The sequence below is a fragment of the Azospirillum griseum genome, assembly GCF_003966125.1.
GTDB classification, from domain to species: domain Bacteria; phylum Pseudomonadota; class Alphaproteobacteria; order Azospirillales; family Azospirillaceae; genus Azospirillum; species Azospirillum griseum.
Window position 1 is genome coordinate 39,967 of sequence record NZ_RXMA01000022.1, and the last position, 14,365, is coordinate 54,331.

General features: G+C 69.5%; 14 protein-coding genes. 2 read left to right on the plus strand and 12 right to left on the minus strand.

Annotation, left to right across the window (positions count from 1 at the left end; all coding sequences use genetic code 11):
• Positions 1 to 94 precede the first annotated feature (94 nt).
• From EJ903_RS19410 to EJ903_RS19450, 9 genes are all read right to left on the minus strand, one after another.
• The gene (locus tag EJ903_RS19410; RefSeq protein WP_126618537.1) at positions 95 to 547 is read right to left on the minus strand and encodes a MaoC/PaaZ C-terminal domain-containing protein; all 453 of its coding nucleotides are present in this window, start codon (positions 545 to 547) and stop codon (positions 95 to 97) included.
• Between the two features lie 39 nt (positions 548 to 586).
• A complete protein-coding gene (locus EJ903_RS19415) occupies positions 587 to 1,888 on the minus strand; it encodes a hemolysin family protein (protein WP_126618539.1) in 1,302 nt (433 codons plus the stop codon).
• Positions 1,889 to 1,913: 25 nt separating this feature from the next.
• Entirely contained in the window at positions 1,914 to 2,573 is a 660-nt protein-coding gene (locus EJ903_RS19420) for an exopolysaccharide biosynthesis protein (RefSeq protein WP_126618541.1), read from the minus strand.
• A 139-nt stretch (positions 2,574 to 2,712) separates the two neighbouring features.
• Positions 2,713 to 3,390 carry a cysteine hydrolase family protein gene (locus EJ903_RS19425; protein ID WP_126618543.1) on the minus strand — a complete coding sequence of 226 codons (678 nt, stop codon included), beginning with the start codon at positions 3,388 to 3,390 and terminating at the stop codon, positions 2,713 to 2,715.
• Positions 3,362 to 4,996 carry an ABC transporter ATP-binding protein gene (locus EJ903_RS19430; RefSeq protein ID WP_126618545.1) on the minus strand — a complete coding sequence of 545 codons (1,635 nt, stop codon included), beginning with the start codon at positions 4,994 to 4,996 and terminating at the stop codon, positions 3,362 to 3,364. The genes EJ903_RS19425 and EJ903_RS19430 overlap by 29 nt, the downstream gene beginning before the upstream one ends.
• Entirely contained in the window at positions 4,993 to 5,676 is a 684-nt protein-coding gene (gene biuH / locus EJ903_RS19435; protein ID WP_126618547.1) for a biuret amidohydrolase, read from the minus strand. Before biuH ends, EJ903_RS19430 begins: the two co-directional genes overlap by 4 nt.
• Before the next feature lie 13 nt (positions 5,677 to 5,689).
• Positions 5,690 to 6,616, minus strand: coding sequence for an ABC transporter permease (locus EJ903_RS19440; RefSeq protein WP_126618549.1), 927 nt, complete (start codon positions 6,614 to 6,616; stop codon positions 5,690 to 5,692).
• A gap of 2 nt (positions 6,617 to 6,618) precedes the next feature.
• Positions 6,619 to 7,668 (minus strand): ABC transporter permease, encoded by a 1,050-nt coding sequence (locus EJ903_RS19445; RefSeq protein ID WP_126618551.1) that lies wholly within the window; start codon positions 7,666 to 7,668, stop codon positions 6,619 to 6,621.
• A gap of 127 nt (positions 7,669 to 7,795) precedes the next feature.
• On the minus strand, positions 7,796 to 8,923 hold the full coding sequence (locus EJ903_RS19450; RefSeq protein ID WP_126618553.1) for a BMP family ABC transporter substrate-binding protein: 1,128 nt from the start codon (positions 8,921 to 8,923) through the stop codon (positions 7,796 to 7,798).
• 317 nt (positions 8,924 to 9,240) lie between these two features.
• Here EJ903_RS19450 and EJ903_RS19455 point away from each other — a divergent pair, with 317 nt between their 5' ends.
• Entirely contained in the window at positions 9,241 to 9,954 is a 714-nt protein-coding gene (locus EJ903_RS19455; RefSeq protein WP_126618555.1) for a GntR family transcriptional regulator, read from the plus strand.
• Between the two features lie 17 nt (positions 9,955 to 9,971).
• Here EJ903_RS19455 and hpxZ read toward each other — a convergent pair whose 3' ends face one another.
• Genes hpxZ through EJ903_RS19470 form a run of 3 tightly spaced genes read right to left on the minus strand, consistent with a single transcriptional unit; the run spans position 9,972 to position 12,048 of the window.
• Positions 9,972 to 10,343, minus strand: coding sequence for an oxalurate catabolism protein HpxZ (gene hpxZ / locus EJ903_RS19460; RefSeq protein WP_126618557.1), 372 nt, complete (start codon positions 10,341 to 10,343; stop codon positions 9,972 to 9,974).
• A gap of 26 nt (positions 10,344 to 10,369) precedes the next feature.
• On the minus strand, positions 10,370 to 11,827 hold the full coding sequence (locus tag EJ903_RS19465) for an AtzE family amidohydrolase (protein ID WP_126618559.1): 1,458 nt from the start codon (positions 11,825 to 11,827) through the stop codon (positions 10,370 to 10,372).
• Positions 11,824 to 12,048 carry a DUF4089 domain-containing protein gene (locus tag EJ903_RS19470; protein ID WP_126618561.1) on the minus strand — a complete coding sequence of 75 codons (225 nt, stop codon included), beginning with the start codon at positions 12,046 to 12,048 and terminating at the stop codon, positions 11,824 to 11,826. The genes EJ903_RS19465 and EJ903_RS19470 overlap by 4 nt, the downstream gene beginning before the upstream one ends.
• Before the next feature lie 350 nt (positions 12,049 to 12,398).
• On the opposite strand from EJ903_RS19470, the gene atzF reads away from it, so the two are divergent.
• Positions 12,399 to 14,258: an allophanate hydrolase gene (atzF, locus tag EJ903_RS19475; protein WP_126618563.1), complete on the plus strand. Its 1,860-nt coding sequence runs from the start codon at positions 12,399 to 12,401 to the stop codon at positions 14,256 to 14,258.
• The last annotated feature ends 107 nt before the right edge of the window (positions 14,259 to 14,365 follow it).

The window sequence follows — 14,365 nt, forward strand, 5'->3', positions numbered from 1 at the left end:
AATTGATATTATTCTAAATTGTCACTTCAACCAAGCAATCCAGCATTCCCCACAGACAATCCTCAACCTCCGGCAGGGAACAGCCGATGCGCGCTCACACCGGGATGGAGCGGGTGGCGACGATGTGGTTCATGACGCAGGTCATCACCGTTTCGCCGCGTTGGTTCACGGTGGCGTAGGCCAGCCGCACCGTTCCCCGGTCGCCACGCCGGGAGGCGCGGGCCTCCACCACCTCGACGCGGACGCGCAGGGTGTCGCCCGGGCGCACCGGGATGAGCCAGCGCACATCGTCCATCCCCGATCCGCCCAGCCCGGTGCCGGTGATGATCCCGGTGTCACGCAGCAGCCGGAAGGTCAGGGACAGCGTGTGGAAACCGCTGGCGATCAGGCCCTGGAACGGCCCCGCCGCCGCCGCGACCACATCCATGTGAAAGGGCTGGGGATCGAAACGCTGGGCGAAATCCATGATCATGCTGTCGGTCAGGGTCGCGCCTTCGGTTTCGATCACATCGCCGACCTGGAACTCTTCAAACCACCGCCCCGCCATGCCGCGCCCCTTCCCCGATTGTGTCTTGTTCCCGCCGCGTCACTCGTCCGCCGCGTCGGGGTTGCGTTGAATCAGCACCTTGTCGATGCGCCGCCCGTCCATGTCCACCACCTCGAACCGGATGCCGCGCCAGTGGAAAAACTCCGCCGCGCGCGGCACATGGCCGAAATGGTTGAGCAGGAAGCCCGCCAGCGTGTGGAAATCGCCGTCGCCCTTCATGTTCTTGACACCGATCAGCGCCTCGACCTCCTCGACCGGGGACATGCCGTCCACCAGCCAACTGCCGTCCTCGCGCTGGACCGCGCTGGAATCGCCATCCTGGCCCAGATCGGGCAGTTCGCCCGCGATGGCCTCCAGAATGTCGGTCATGGTGACGATGCCCTCGACGCTGCCATACTCGTCCACCACCACGGCCATCTGCGCGCTGGCCTGCTTGAACAGCTCCAGCAGGCGCAGCACCGGGGTTCCGTCGTGGACGACCAGCGGCTTGACCATCGCCGCCCGCAGATCGAAGGACGTGCCGTTCAAGGACTGGTCCAGCAACGCCTTGGTGGAGACGATGCCCAACACCTCGTCCACATCGCCGCTGCACAGGGGAAAGCGGGAATAGCCGCTGTCGCGGATCTCGCGGCTCGCCACGTCGGTCGGATCGTTGACGTCCAGCCAGATCACATCCGGGCGCGGCGTCATGATCGACCGCACGCTGCGGTCGGCCAGATGCAGCACGCCTTCGATCATCTGGCGTTCCACAGGGTCGAACACGCCGGTCTGCTCACCCTCCTTGATCAGGGTTTTGACCTCCTCCTCCGTCACCGTCTGCTCGCGCACGGTCGGCAGGCGCAGCAGCTTCAGCACCGCGTCGCTCGACACGCCCAACAGCCAGACGACGGGGGCGGACACGCGCGACACCGTGCTCATCGGCCCGGCGACCAGACAGGCGATCCGCTCCGACGCCACCAGCGCCATGCGCTTGGGGACCAGCTCGCCGATGATGAGCGAGAAATAGGTGATGGCCGCGACCACCAGGGCGAAGGCCACCGGCTGGCCATAGGGGGCGATCCACTCCACCTGATTCAAGACCACGCCCAGCCGGTCGGCCAGGGTGGCCCCGCCATAGGCACCGGCGACGATGCCGGTGACGCTGATGCCCACCTGCACCGTGGACAGGAAGCGGCTGGGATCCTCCGACAGGGCCAGCGCCGCGCGGGCACCCTTCCCCGCCTTCCCTTCGGCCAACTGCTGAAGCCGGGCGCGGCGCGCCGACACCAGCGCCATTTCCGACATGGCGAAAAAGGCGTTGAGCAGGATCAGCAGCAGAATGACCAACAATTCCCAGATCATGGCGTTTTGCCCGAAGGGCGCTCCCTCAACCGTAAAACAAGCGCAGGGCCGCGTCGCCCGCCAGGCCCAGGCCCAGCAGAACGGCGGCGACGATGCCCAGCGCGATGAGGCCCGTCACCAGACCGGCCAGAACGAACAGCCCATCCCCCTCGATCAGCCCAAGGGCGATGAGGGCGATGGCGAAAGCGGGGGGCTGGTTGCCGAACACGATGGGCAGCGCCAGCACGGCGGCCAGCAGCATCACCGCCAGCCCCAGGGCGCGTTCGGCCCGTGCCCCGACCAGCGCGGGCAGGCGGGGCCGCAACCGGCGCTCCACCCGCAAGGCCCAGGGATGCGCGCGCCGGACCACGGCCAGAAAGGCATCACGATCCAGCGTGACCGCCGCCAAACGGCGGGGCAGCCACAGGCTGGACCGGCCAAGCGCCAGTTGTGCGCCCAGCAGGATCATCGGCAGGCCGGTCGCGGTGGACAGTCCGGGAACCGGCAAAATATTGGGAATGGACAGGATCAGCAGCAGCGCGCCAAAGGCGCGATCCCCCAGCGCCGCCGCCAAGTCACCCAGCGCGACACGCGGCTGATGGGCGGCCACCAGAATGGATTCCAGCAGATCGGACGCGCGCGCGCGACCAGCAACGGCCCCTGGAGGCTCCGAATCGGACGCCCCGGACGGTCGGTCTTTGCTCACGGCAGTCTCCGGCGCGGAACGCGGCGAGGACCGGGTGACGGGTGTGGCGGGCGCATGGACCTTTCGCAGCGCAGCGGCGACGATCTTCCTTGTACAGGAAGCGGCCCGCCAACACCAGCATCGGTTGGATCGGGTGCGTTCACCCCGCCATGCTGGAGCAAAGGGCGGCGCAGACGGCGGCGCTGGGCGCGGTCCAGCCGACGATTCCGCCCTGGGCGCGGATCATCTCCAGCGCGGCGGCCTTGAAGGCGGGGAAATAGCTCTCGGTCGCGTCCTCCACCAACAGGCACTCATAACCCCGGTCGTTGGCCTCGCGCATGGTGGTTTGCACGCACACCTCAGTCGTCACCCCGGCGAAAACCAGATGGGTGACAGCGCGCGCGGTCAACAGGTCATGAAGGGGGGTAGCCCAGAAGGCCCCCTTGCCGGGCTTGTCGATCACGGTTTCATCGGGCAGCGGGGCCAGCGCCGGGATGATCGCCGCCCCCGGCTCCCCCGCCACCAGAATCCGCCCCATCGGGCCGGGGTCGCCGATGCGCAGATCGCCGCGCCCGCGCGCCCGCTTGGACGGCGGGCAATCGGACAGGTCGGGGCGGTGCGCCTCGCGCGTGTGGATGACCGGCAAGCCAGCGGCGCGGAAGGCGTCGAGCAGCGCGCGGGTCGGCCCCACCGCCGGGGCCAGCCGCGACACGTCGTTGCCCAACGCCGCGCCAAAGCCGCCGGGTTCCAGGAAATCCCGCTGCATGTCGATGACGATCAGCGCCGTGCCGGGGATCGGCAGGTCGAATTCATAGGGCTGGGCTGGGATGATCGGCATGGGTCGTCTCCGCTGGAATCGTCGCCGCTGGGGTGGTCTCCGCCGTCCGCCCGTTCGGCGGGGTATGGGCAGCGGCGGGGGCGGCGTGCCCGGCCATGCAACGGCCGATCACGGTCAGGTCGGCGCTGGCCGGGGTGGTTTCGTGGACGATGCGGCCGTGCGACATCACCAGCAGCCGGTCGGACAGCTCCAGCAGCTCGTCCAGATCCTCGCTGACCAGCAGCACGGCGGTTCCCCGGTTCCGCGCCTCCACGATCTGGGCGTGGATGTCGGCGACCGCCGCGAAATCCAGGCCGAACACCGGGTTGGCGACGATCAGAACCGACACGTCGCCCGACAGCTCCCGCGCCAGAACCGCGCGCTGCACGTTGCCGCCCGACAGGGTGGCGATGGCGGCCTCCGGCCCGTTGGTCTTCACCCGGTAGCGGTCGATCAGGGCCAGCGCGGCCTTCCGCATCGCCCCGGTGTCCAGCCACCAGCCGCCGCGCGCGAAGGGGGGCTGGTCGAAGTTGCGGAAGGCCATGTTCTCGGCCACGCTCATGCCCGGCACGCAGGCCGATTTCAACGGCTCCTCGGGCAGGGAAAACACCTTGTGGCGGCGCATCTCGGCCCGCGTGGCGGTGTAGGGCGCGCCGTGCACGCGCAAGGCCCCGGCGCTGGCCGGGCGCTGGCCGGCCAGCACCTGCACCAACTCCACCTGCCCGTTGCCCGACACCCCGGCCACGCCGACGATTTCCCCGGCCCGCACCCGCACATCGACGCCGCGCACCGCCGGGTTTCCGGCGTCGTCCTGCGCGTGCAAGCCGACCACCTCCAGCCGGACATCGGTCTGCGGGGTGGCCGCGCGCGCCGCCGGGGCAGCGACCGCCGTGTCGCCGATCATCAAACGGGCCAGCGTGTCCGGCGTGTGCCCGGCCACCAGCCCGCTGCCGGTCAAGCGCCCCCGGCGCAGCACCGACACATCGTCGGCAAAGGCCATCACCTCGCGGAACTTGTGGGTGATGATGAGGACGCTGAGACGCCCGGCCCGCGCCATCCCCCGGATCAGCCCCAGCGTCTCGTCCGCCTCGTCGGGGGTGAGGACGGAGGTCGGTTCGTCCAGAATCAGGAAACGGGCCTTCAGGTAGAGTTGCTTGACGATCTCCGCCTTCTGCTTGTCGCCCGCCGCCAGCGTGGCGACCGGCGCGTCGAGATCGACGGCGAAGGGCATGGTCCGCATGAAGTCGGTCAGCGCGGCGCGCTCCGCCGCCCAATCGATCAGGCCCGGCACCTCCGCCCGCGCCATCACGAGATTTTCCAGCACCGTCATGCGCGGGACCAGGGTGAAATGCTGGTAGACCATGCCCAGCCCGTGTTTCTGGGCCACGCGCGGGTTGCCGATGGCGACCTCGTGGTTGTCCACCACCACGGCCCCCTCGTCGGGCCGGTAAAAGCCCATGATGCATTTGACCAGCGTGCTTTTCCCGGCCCCATTCTCGCCCAACAGGGCATGGACCGTGCCGGGCCGCACCTTCAGCGTCACGGCGTCCAGCGCGGTGAAGGCCCCGAACCGCTTGGTGATCGCCACCGCTTCCAGCGCCGGGGCCACGGGGGGAGCGGCGGTCATGGCATGGCCTCCAGCAGCGCGGCGGACCCGCTGACCGCACCGAACACGCCGCCCTGCATCGTCACCATCTTCACCGCCGCCGCGTGGTTGCCGGGGTCGGTGGCCCCGCAGCAATCCTCCAGCAACAGGCACTCGAACCCCCGGTCGTTGGCCTCACGCATGGTGGTGTGGACGCAGACGTCGGTGGTGATGCCGGTCAGGATCAGGTTGTCGATGCCGCGCGACCGCAGGATCAACTCCAGGTCGGTGGCGCAGAAGCTGCCCTTGCCCGGCTTGTCGATGATCGGTTCGCCGGGCAGCGGGGCCAGTTCGGGAATGATCTCCCACCCCGGTTCGCCGCGCACCAGGATGCGCCCGCAGGGGCCGGGGTCGCCGATCCCGGCGTTCATTTGACGCGACCGCCAGCGCTTGTTGGCGGGCAGATCGGACAGGTCGGGCCGGTGCCCCTCGCGGGTGTGCAGGACGTGCCACCCGGCGCGGCGGGCGGCGGCCAGCACGCGGCGGATCGGCTCGATCGGTGCCCGGGTCAGCGACAGGTCATAGCCCATGCTGTCCACATAGCCGCCGACGCCGCAGAAATCCGTCTGCATGTCGATGATGATGAGCGCGGTGTTGTCGGACCGCAGCGCGCCGTTGTAGGGCCAGGGATAGGGGTTGGCGGGGATGAAGCGTTCGGGCATGGCGGCGTCCTTATCAACGGGTGACGGACAGCTCGGCCGGGGCACCGGCCAACCGGTGGCGCGCCGACGAGGTGGCGATCATGATGGCGAGCGTCAGCGCGTAGGGCGCGGCGTTGAACAGGTAATAGCCCTGGGTGACGCCGACCGATTGCAGGGCCGGACCCAAGGCCCCCGCCCCGCCGAACAGCAGCGCCGCCCAGAAACACAACACGGGATCCCAGCGCGCGAAGATCACCAGCGCCACGGCGGTGATTCCCTGCCCGCTGGACAGCCGTTCGTTCCAGCTTCCCGGATAATGCAGCGACAGGAAGGAGCCGCCGACCCCGGCCAGGAAGCCGCCCGCCATGGTGGCCAGCATCCGCGTCCGGTTGACGGCGTAGCCCATCGCCCGCGCGGCCTCCGCGCTTTCGCCGACGATGCGCAGGGTCATGCCCCAGCGGGTGTTGCGCAGCCCCCACAGCAGGACCGGGGCCAGCACGGCCCCGATCAGGAACAGGGCGTTGACCTGCAACGCGTCGCGCACCTGCTGCGACGAACTCCACCAGCCAAAGCCGATGGCGGGCAGTTGCGGGGCCTGCGGCTGGATGTAGGGCTTGCCCAGGAAAAAGGCCAAACCGGTCCCCAGCAGCATCAGGGCGATGCCGACGGCGATGTCGTTGACCCGGTCCAGCGAGCAGATGGCCGCGTGCAGCGCGCCGAAGACGGTCCCCGCCAGCCCGGCGACCAACACCCCCAGCCAGGGATTCCCGGTGGCGTAGGACACGGCGTAGCCGCTCATCGCCCCCATCACCAGGGTTCCTTCCAAACCCAGATTGATGCGCCCGCTCTTTTCCGTCAGGCATTCGCCCAGACTGACGAAGAGAAAGGGCGTGGACACGCGGATGGCCCCGGCCAGCACCGCCAGCGGCACCCCCCACCAACCCAGCGCGGTGTCGTCCATGGTCAGGCCTCCTGCGGTTGTTTGGCCAGACGCGGCAGGCGCAGGCGACCGCGCAGCCCCTCGCTGGCCAGCAGCGTGACGAAGATGATGCCCTGCAACACCAGAACGCTGGCGTCGGGCAGGCCCAGGCGGCGTTGCAGCAGGCCGCCGCTGGCCCCGATGCCGCCGAACAGGATGGCGACCGGGATCACCGCCAACGGATTCTGCCGGGCCAGGAACGCCACCAGGATGCCGGTGGAGCCATAACCGGCGATCAGGGAGGCGTTGGCCCGGCCATGCACCGCCGCCACCTCCACCATCCCGGCCAAACCGGCCATCGCCCCGGCCAGCGCGGTGGTGACGATCAGCAGGCGGCCCACCGGCAGCCCGGCCATGCGCGCGGCCCGTGGGTTGCCGCCGACCATGCGCGCGGCAAAGCCAAAGGTGGTCCGCCGCATCAGCACCCAGGCCGCCACCGCGCACACCACCCCCACCACCAACCCCCAATGCACATCCATGCCGGGCAGGGTGCCGATGGTGTAATCGTCGGCCAGCGGGGCGGTGGATGGCTTGTTGAGGCTGGCGGGGTCCTTCAACGGCCCCTCCACCATGTGGTTGAGCACGGCGACGGCGATGTAGGACAGCAGCAGACTGGCGATGGTCTCGTTCACGCCGCGCCCGTGGCGCAGCGCCCCGGCGGCCCCGATCAGCAGCGCCCCGGCGGCCATGCCGGTCAACCCCATCGCCGGCAGGACGATCAGGGCGGAGGCCCCCTCCAGCGCCAGCCCGACCGCCGCCGCCGCCAGACCGCCCAGCACCAGCGCGCCTTCGCCGCCGATGATGACCAGACCCAGTTGCGCGGGCAGCGCCGTGCACAGCGCGGTCAGGATCAGCGGCGCGGCGCGGGTGAGCGTGTTTTGCCAGGAAAACCAGGAGCCGAACGCCCCGGTGTACATCAGTTGGTAGACGTCGAGCGGGTTGACCCCGACCAACGCCACGAACAGGCCGAACAGCGCCAGCGACGCCGCCAGCGCGGCGGCGGGCACGGCCAGGGAGGACAGGAAGGACGGCATGGCAGGCCCCTTGCGATGGTGGCGCGCGATGGTGGCGCGTCGGCGCGGACGGAAACCGGTCGCCCGCTCCACCCCGCCGCACCGGACGGGGGGAGCGTCAACCAGCCCCCAGGCGGATCGCCGGGCCTCACCCCAGGCTGCCGACCACCCCCTCCACCAGCCAATTCATCGATTCCAGGGCGATGTCGGTCTGGCCATGCTCCTTGCCCGCCGCGACGACGACGTTGCCCTTGTTGTCCTTCAGCGGCCCCTTGTAGATGACGAAGCTTCCCGCCATGAACTGGCCCTTGACGCCGTCGGCGTGCGCGCGCGCCTTTTCCGACACCGCCACGCCATAGGGGGAGGTCTTGACGATCCCCTCCTTCAGGCCGCCGCGCACCAGATTGGGCGGCTTCACCCCGCCCTGCACCATCTTGACGTAATCGGTGTAGACCTTTGGCCAGTTCCATTCCGCGCCGGTCAGATAGCCGTTCGGGGCCAGCTTGGCTTGGCTGGCGTGGTAGCCGGTGACGAAGACGCCGCGCTTTTCGGCGGTTTCCACCACCACCTTGGGGCTGTCGACATGGCAAGTCAGCACGTCGACCCCCTGGCCGATCAGGCTGTTGGCCGCCTCCGCCTCCTTCACCGGCATGGACCAATCGCCGGTGAAGATGACCGACGTGGTGATGGTCGGGTCAACCGACCGCGCGCCGAGCGTGAAGGAGTTAATGTTGCGCAGAACCTGCGGGATCGGCTTGGCGGCGATGAAGCCCAGCTTCTTCGATTTGCTGGCGTAACCGGCGACGATGCCGGACAGATATTGCGCCTCGTCGATGTAGCCGAAATAGCTGCCGACGTTGTCGGGGTGCTTGCCCTTGGTCCACAGCCCGCCGCAATGCAGGAAGACGAGATCCTTGTGCTTCTTGGCCACCTTCAGCATGTGCGGGTCGAAATAGCCGAAGGAGGTGGGGAAGAGCAGCGACGCGCCGTCCAGGCTGATCATGCTTTCCATCGTCTTTTCGACGTCCACCGTTTCCGGGACCTTTTCCTCCTCCAACACCTTCACGCCCGCCATGGCGCGCACCGCCGCCGCCCCTTCGGCGTGGGCCTGGTTGTAGCCGAAATCGTCGCGCGGCCCGACATAGATGAAGCCGATGGTCAGATCCTTGGCCAACGCGGGCGCGAAGGGCAAGGCCGACCCCAGCACACCCAGGCCACCGGCGGCGGTCATGGTCCCCAGAACGGAACGGCGGGAAAGGCGCAAACGATCAACCATGTCTCAATCCCCTTCGACGGATGAAGCTTCAGACCTGTCAGAGGAGAGAGCAAGCGCTGTGCCAGATTGTGTGCAATCGCCAATCACCTGATAAAGAACAGTTTTCTACCGATTTTTCGCGATTGGATAGAAACTGAACAGCCTGTTTTTTGATCAATGGCTGATCCAGCGGTGAAATTGCATGCAATCTTGCACGCAAAACGCCGACGCCGGGCCGATCCGCGCAGGAGACCGTTGAAAACAGGGACCGCAACAGCGTATCTCCCATGGCGGAGCGAGCGGGCAATCCGGCCCGCCTCGTGACCGGAGGACACCCCATGCGGGCGGCAAAGCGACAGACCACCACGCCCCCGGCGCGCGGAACGCTGGTGGAACGGCTCGTCCAGAGCGTCGCCGACGACATCGTCGAAGGGCGGCTGCCCCCCGGCGTGCGGTTGGAAGAGGTGGAGTTGGCCGCGCGGTTCCAGGTGTCGCGCACCCCGGTGCGCGAGGCGCTGCGCCTGCTGGCGGCCAATGGTCTGGTGGAAAACCGCCCCAACCGGGGGGCCATCGTCGCCACCATCAGCGAAGACCGCCTGTATGAGCTGTTCGAGGTGATGGCCGAGCTGGAGGGCGTCTGCGCCCGGCTGGCCGCGCAACGGATGACGCCCGCCGAACGACAGGCGTTGGAGGCGCTGCACGCGGAATCCGCCGCGCTGGTGCGTTCCGGCGACCGCGAGGCGTATGAGGCGCTGAACAGCCGCTTTCACGCCGCGCTCTATCGCGGGGCGCACAACGCCGCCTTGGAAGACACGGTGCTGGCGGCCCGGCGGCGGGTGGCGGCCTTCCGCCGCGCGCAGTTCCATGTGTTGGGCCGTCTGGCCAAAAGCTGGGAGGAGCACGATCAGGTCGTGCGCGCCATCCTGTGCGGCGACGGCGACGCGGCGGCGCGGGCGATCCGCGCCCATGTGCAGATCGTCCGCGCCGCGTCCGCCGAATACATCGCCAGCACCCACCCGCTGGCCCCGCACCCGTTGTCAGCGAACGGCTGAATCACACAAAGCTCACTTTACACAAAGCTGACATGGGCGGCGACGATGCGCCAGCCCTCGGGCAGGCGCGCCCAGCTTTGGCTTTGGCGGCCCGCCTTGCCCGATCCGTCGCGGCGGAATTCGGTGTTGGCGGTGGCGAAATCGCGGCCAAAGCAGGTGATGACGGTGTTGGACAGGCTGCGGGCCAGATCGCCCGCCGGGCGCGCCGCGCGAAAGGCGCGGATCGCGTCGATCCCGTACAGATTTTCACCGGCACCAAAGCGCAGCACCAGCGGGCTGTTCCAAAACAGCGCGTCGAGCGTGGCGAGGTCGTTCGTCACCAGCGCGGTTTCGTAACGGGCAAACAACGCGGTCACTTCGGCCAGCGTCTCGGGGTCGTTGATGTCCATGGCGTTTGTGTCCATTGCGGGTGGCCTCACGGGGTCAACGCATCAGGGCGGGCGGCTGGCAGAGAGGCCATCGGGGCGCGGGCGACGCCCATCGCCTCCACCGCCGCCGCCGCGCGCAGGCACAGATCCTCCCGCCACGGCGCGGCGATGATCTGCACGCCGACCGGCAGCGGGTTGGGCGCGTCCGCGTCGCCCCAGACCGGCACGGCGGCCACCGGCAGGCCGATGAAGGACACCGGTTGCGTGTACAGGCCGAGATTGGGGCGCACCGCCACCTCGGCCCCGTTCAGCATCATGGTCTTCTGGCCCAGCCGGGGGGCCGCGCAGGGGGTGCAGGGGGCCAGGATCAGATCGACCCCGGCGAACAGCTCCAGCGCGCGGTCATGGTGCCAGCGGCGAAAGCGCTGGGCCTTGGCCAGCCACACGGCGGGCAGCATCGCCCCGGCGAGAAAACGGTCGCGGGTGTCGGGGTCGAACTCCGCCGCCCGCGACCGCAGCCGGTCCAGATGGAAGGCCGCGCTTTCCGCGTTGGTGATGAGGAACGCGGCGGCGCGGGCGCGCTGGGCATCGGGATACTCCACCTCGCGACCAGCCGACAGGGCGCGGGCCACCCGGTCCACCGCGTCCAGCGCCTGCGCCGTTGCACCCTGGCGGAAATACCCCCCGGCGACCGCCACGCGCAGCCCCTCCACCCCCTTGGCCAGCTCCGGCAGAGTCGGTTCCGGCGGTCGCCCGGCCCAGGCGGCATCCGTCCCCGCCGCATCCAACCCGTCCGCCGCTTGCAAGGCGTCGTAGCACAGCGCCAGATCCCCGGCGGAGCGGGCGAAGGGGCCGAGATGGTCCAGGCTGTCGCAAAAGGGGAAGGCCCCGGCGCGCGTCAGCCGTCCATAGGTCGGTTTCAGCCCGAACACGCCGCACAGGGCCGACGGCACGCGGATGGACCCGTTGGTGTCCGATCCCAGCGCCAGCGGGGCAAAGCCCGCCGCGATCGCCGCCCCGCAGCCGCCCGACGAGCCACCCGACATCCGCGTTGGGTCGTGCGGGTTGCGCGACGGGCCGTCATGGGCGTTTTCCCCGGTGAAGTCATAGGCGTATTCGCCCATGTTCAGGCCGCCCAGCGTGACCGCCCCGGCCCGCGTCATCCGCGCCACCAGCGCGGCGTCGGTCGCGGCGGGCGGGTGGTCGCGGTTGATCCGGGACCCGGCGCGCGTCGGCAGACCGGCCAGATCGAACAGATTCTTGACCGCAAAGGGAACCCCGGCCAGCGGCCCCAGCGGTTCCCCGGCGGCGCGGGCGCGGTCCACCGCCTCGGCCTCCGCCAGCGCGCGGGCGGCGGTGACGTCGGTGAAGGCCCCGATGCGGGAATCCTCGGTGGCGATGCGGTCCAGCGCCGCCACCGCCACCTCGCGCGCCGACAGATCACCCACCGCAACAGCGCGGGCGATGGCGGTGGCGCTGGTGGGCAGCGCTTGCGCGGCGGTCATGGCGTTTCTCCCCGGCGTGCGTCGGCGGGCTGAATCTCGCCAGGGCAATAGACCGGCGCGCCCTCGGCCATGCCATCGTCCACCACCTCCTCCACAAGGCGGGCCATCGACGCCGCCACGGCGAGGAAACCGGCCACACCGACCCGCCACTCCGGGCGGATGTCCAACCCCAGGGCCGGGGCCATGGCGTCGATGTGACGGTCTGGGTCGAATGCGGTCATGCGCCACTCTCCGCTGTGTTGTGCAGGCGATTCCGTCAGCAAGGGGTGTGCCAGTGGGGAAAATCGCGCTCAATCCGTGGGTTGCGAAAATCCACCCACGCACCGCCCATCCCGCCACGCCCGCCCGATGGGCAGCCGAACCGGCGCGCTTCGCCGAAAGAGAGTGCGTTTTCAACGGATCGGTTCACTTGCCTGTTTTTTGTTCATACACGCCCGACAATCAGGCACAATCACCGGCCACAATTCCGTCAATCCCTTGCCATGACTTGGCTGTTGCGCGTCACGGAACTTGCATGCAATCTCGCATGCAGTTGTGACGCTTCCCCTTTCAGCCCCGACGAGGCCCCACCATGCCCAACGCCATCGCCGACACGCCCGAGATTGGCTCCCTCGACATCGCCGGTCTGTTGGCCCGCTACCGCGACGACTCCCTGTCCCCGGTGGCGGTGGCGCGGGCGGTGCTGGCGCGGATCGCGGCGGCGGGGGATGACAAGGTGTGGATCAGCCGGGTTGCCGACGCCGACCTGTTGGCGCGGGCGCAGGCGCTGGCCGCCCTGCCCGCCGCCGAGCGGGCAGCGCTGCCACTCTACGGCGTCCCCTTCGCGGTCAAGGACAACATCGACGCCGCCGGTTTGCCGACCACCGCCGGATGCCCGGCCTACGCCTATGACCCCGACCGCTCGGCGACCGGGGTGCAACGGCTGCTCGACGCCGGGGCCATGCTGATCGGCAAGACCAACCTGGACCAGTTCGCCACCGGGCTGGTCGGCGTGCGCTCCCCCTATGGCGTGGCGCGCAACCCGTTCGATCCGGCCTTCATCCCCGGCGGCTCCAGCTCCGGGTCGGCGGTGGCGGTGTCGTCCGGGCTGGTCAGCTTCGCGTTGGGGACCGACACGGCGGGGTCGGGGCGGGTTCCCGCCGGATTCACCAACATCGTCGGCCTGAAACCGACCAAGGGCCTCATCAGCACCGCCGGGGTGGTCCCGGCCTGCCGGTCGCTGGATTGCGTGTCGATCTTCGCCCTGACCGTGGAGGATTCGTTGGACGTGCTGGCGGTGATGGCCGCCCCCGATCCCGCCGATCCCTACAGCCGCAAGGCCCCGCCGACGCCCGCCGCCCCGCGTGCGCCCTTTCGCTTTGGCACGCCGCGCCCGGACCAGCTGCGCTTCTTCGGCAACGCCGAGGCCGAACGCATCCACAGAGAGGCGCTGGACCGGTTGGAAGCCTGCGGCGGGCAGCGGGTGGAGATCGACTTCACCCCCTTCGCCGAGGCCGCCGCCCTGCTGTACAGCGGCCCTTGGGTGGCCGAACGCGCGGCGGCGGTGGGCGACTTCATCGCCGCGCACCCGGACGACACGCTGCCCGTCACCCGCAAGATCATTCAGGGCGGAACCACGCCGACCGCCATCGACGCCTTCCGCGCCGCCTACCGGTTGGAAGCGTTGCGGGCGCAGGCCGCCCCGGTGTGGGAGCGGATCGACCTGATGGCGCTGCCCACCTCCGGAACGATCTACACGATTGCGGAGCTGGAGGCCGACCCCATCGGGGCCAACAGCAACCTTGGCCTCTACACCAACTTCGTCAATCTGATGGATCTGTGCGGCATCGCCGTGCCCGCCGGATTCCAGGCGAACGGCCTGCCCGCCGGGATCACCTTGCTCGCCCCCGCCTTTGCCGAGGAGGCGGTCGGCACCGTCGCCGCCGCGCTGCACCGGGCCGCCGCCCTGCCGCTGGGGGCCAGCGGCGCGCCGCTGCCGCCAACCCGGCCCAAAGCAAGCCGCCCCAACCCCTACACCACCGGCGGCTTGCTGGAGCTGTTCGTCGTCGGTGGGCATTTGCAGGGCATGGCGCTGAACCGGCAATTGACCGACCTGGGCGCGCGGCTGGTCGAAACCGCCAGCACCGCCCCGCTCTACCGCTTCCACGCCCTGCCCGGCGAACCCGCCCGCCCCGGTCTGGTCCGGGTGGCGGACGGGCAAACCGGCGGCTCCATCGCTGGTGAGATCTGGGCGCTGACGCCCGACGCCTTTGGCCGCTTCGTCGCCGCCATCCCGGCCCCGCTGGGGGTTGGGCGGGTGATGCTGGCGGACGGACGGCGCGTCAGCGGTTTTCTGTGCGAAGCGGCGGCGGTGATCGGCGCGCCGGACATCACCGGCTTTGGCGGCTGGCGCGCCTATTGCGCCCATCTGGCCGCCGCCACGGCCGACTGATCGCCCACACCGCAGCGACAGCCACCACAGCGCCCACCGCAGGTCCACACCCCTTTGTTGGGTGGTGGGCGATGGGCGCTGTGCGTTTTCGTCGCGCCTGAGCGTCG

Coding starts and splice junctions, on each gene's coding strand:
- EJ903_RS19410 (WP_126618537.1), bottom strand. CDS start 547: ATGGCGGGGCGGTGGTTTGAAGAGTTCCAGGTCGGCGATGTGATCGAA.
- EJ903_RS19415 (WP_126618539.1), bottom strand. CDS start 1,888: ATGATCTGGGAATTGTTGGTCATTCTGCTGCTGATCCTGCTCAACGCC.
- EJ903_RS19425 (WP_126618543.1), bottom strand. CDS start 3,390: ATGCCGATCATCCCAGCCCAGCCCTATGAATTCGACCTGCCGATCCCC.
- EJ903_RS19430 (WP_126618545.1), bottom strand. CDS start 4,996: ATGACCGCCGCTCCCCCCGTGGCCCCGGCGCTGGAAGCGGTGGCGATC.
- biuH (WP_126618547.1), bottom strand. CDS start 5,676: ATGCCCGAACGCTTCATCCCCGCCAACCCCTATCCCTGGCCCTACAAC.
- EJ903_RS19440 (WP_126618549.1), bottom strand. CDS start 6,616: ATGGACGACACCGCGCTGGGTTGGTGGGGGGTGCCGCTGGCGGTGCTG.
- EJ903_RS19445 (WP_126618551.1), bottom strand. CDS start 7,668: ATGCCGTCCTTCCTGTCCTCCCTGGCCGTGCCCGCCGCCGCGCTGGCG.
- EJ903_RS19450 (WP_126618553.1), bottom strand. CDS start 8,923: ATGGTTGATCGTTTGCGCCTTTCCCGCCGTTCCGTTCTGGGGACCATG.
- EJ903_RS19455 (WP_126618555.1), top strand. CDS start 9,241: ATGCGGGCGGCAAAGCGACAGACCACCACGCCCCCGGCGCGCGGAACG.
- hpxZ (WP_126618557.1), bottom strand. CDS start 10,343: ATGGACATCAACGACCCCGAGACGCTGGCCGAAGTGACCGCGTTGTTT.
- EJ903_RS19465 (WP_126618559.1), bottom strand. CDS start 11,827: ATGACCGCCGCGCAAGCGCTGCCCACCAGCGCCACCGCCATCGCCCGC.
- EJ903_RS19470 (WP_126618561.1), bottom strand. CDS start 12,048: ATGACCGCATTCGACCCAGACCGTCACATCGACGCCATGGCCCCGGCC.
- atzF (WP_126618563.1), top strand. CDS start 12,399: ATGCCCAACGCCATCGCCGACACGCCCGAGATTGGCTCCCTCGACATC.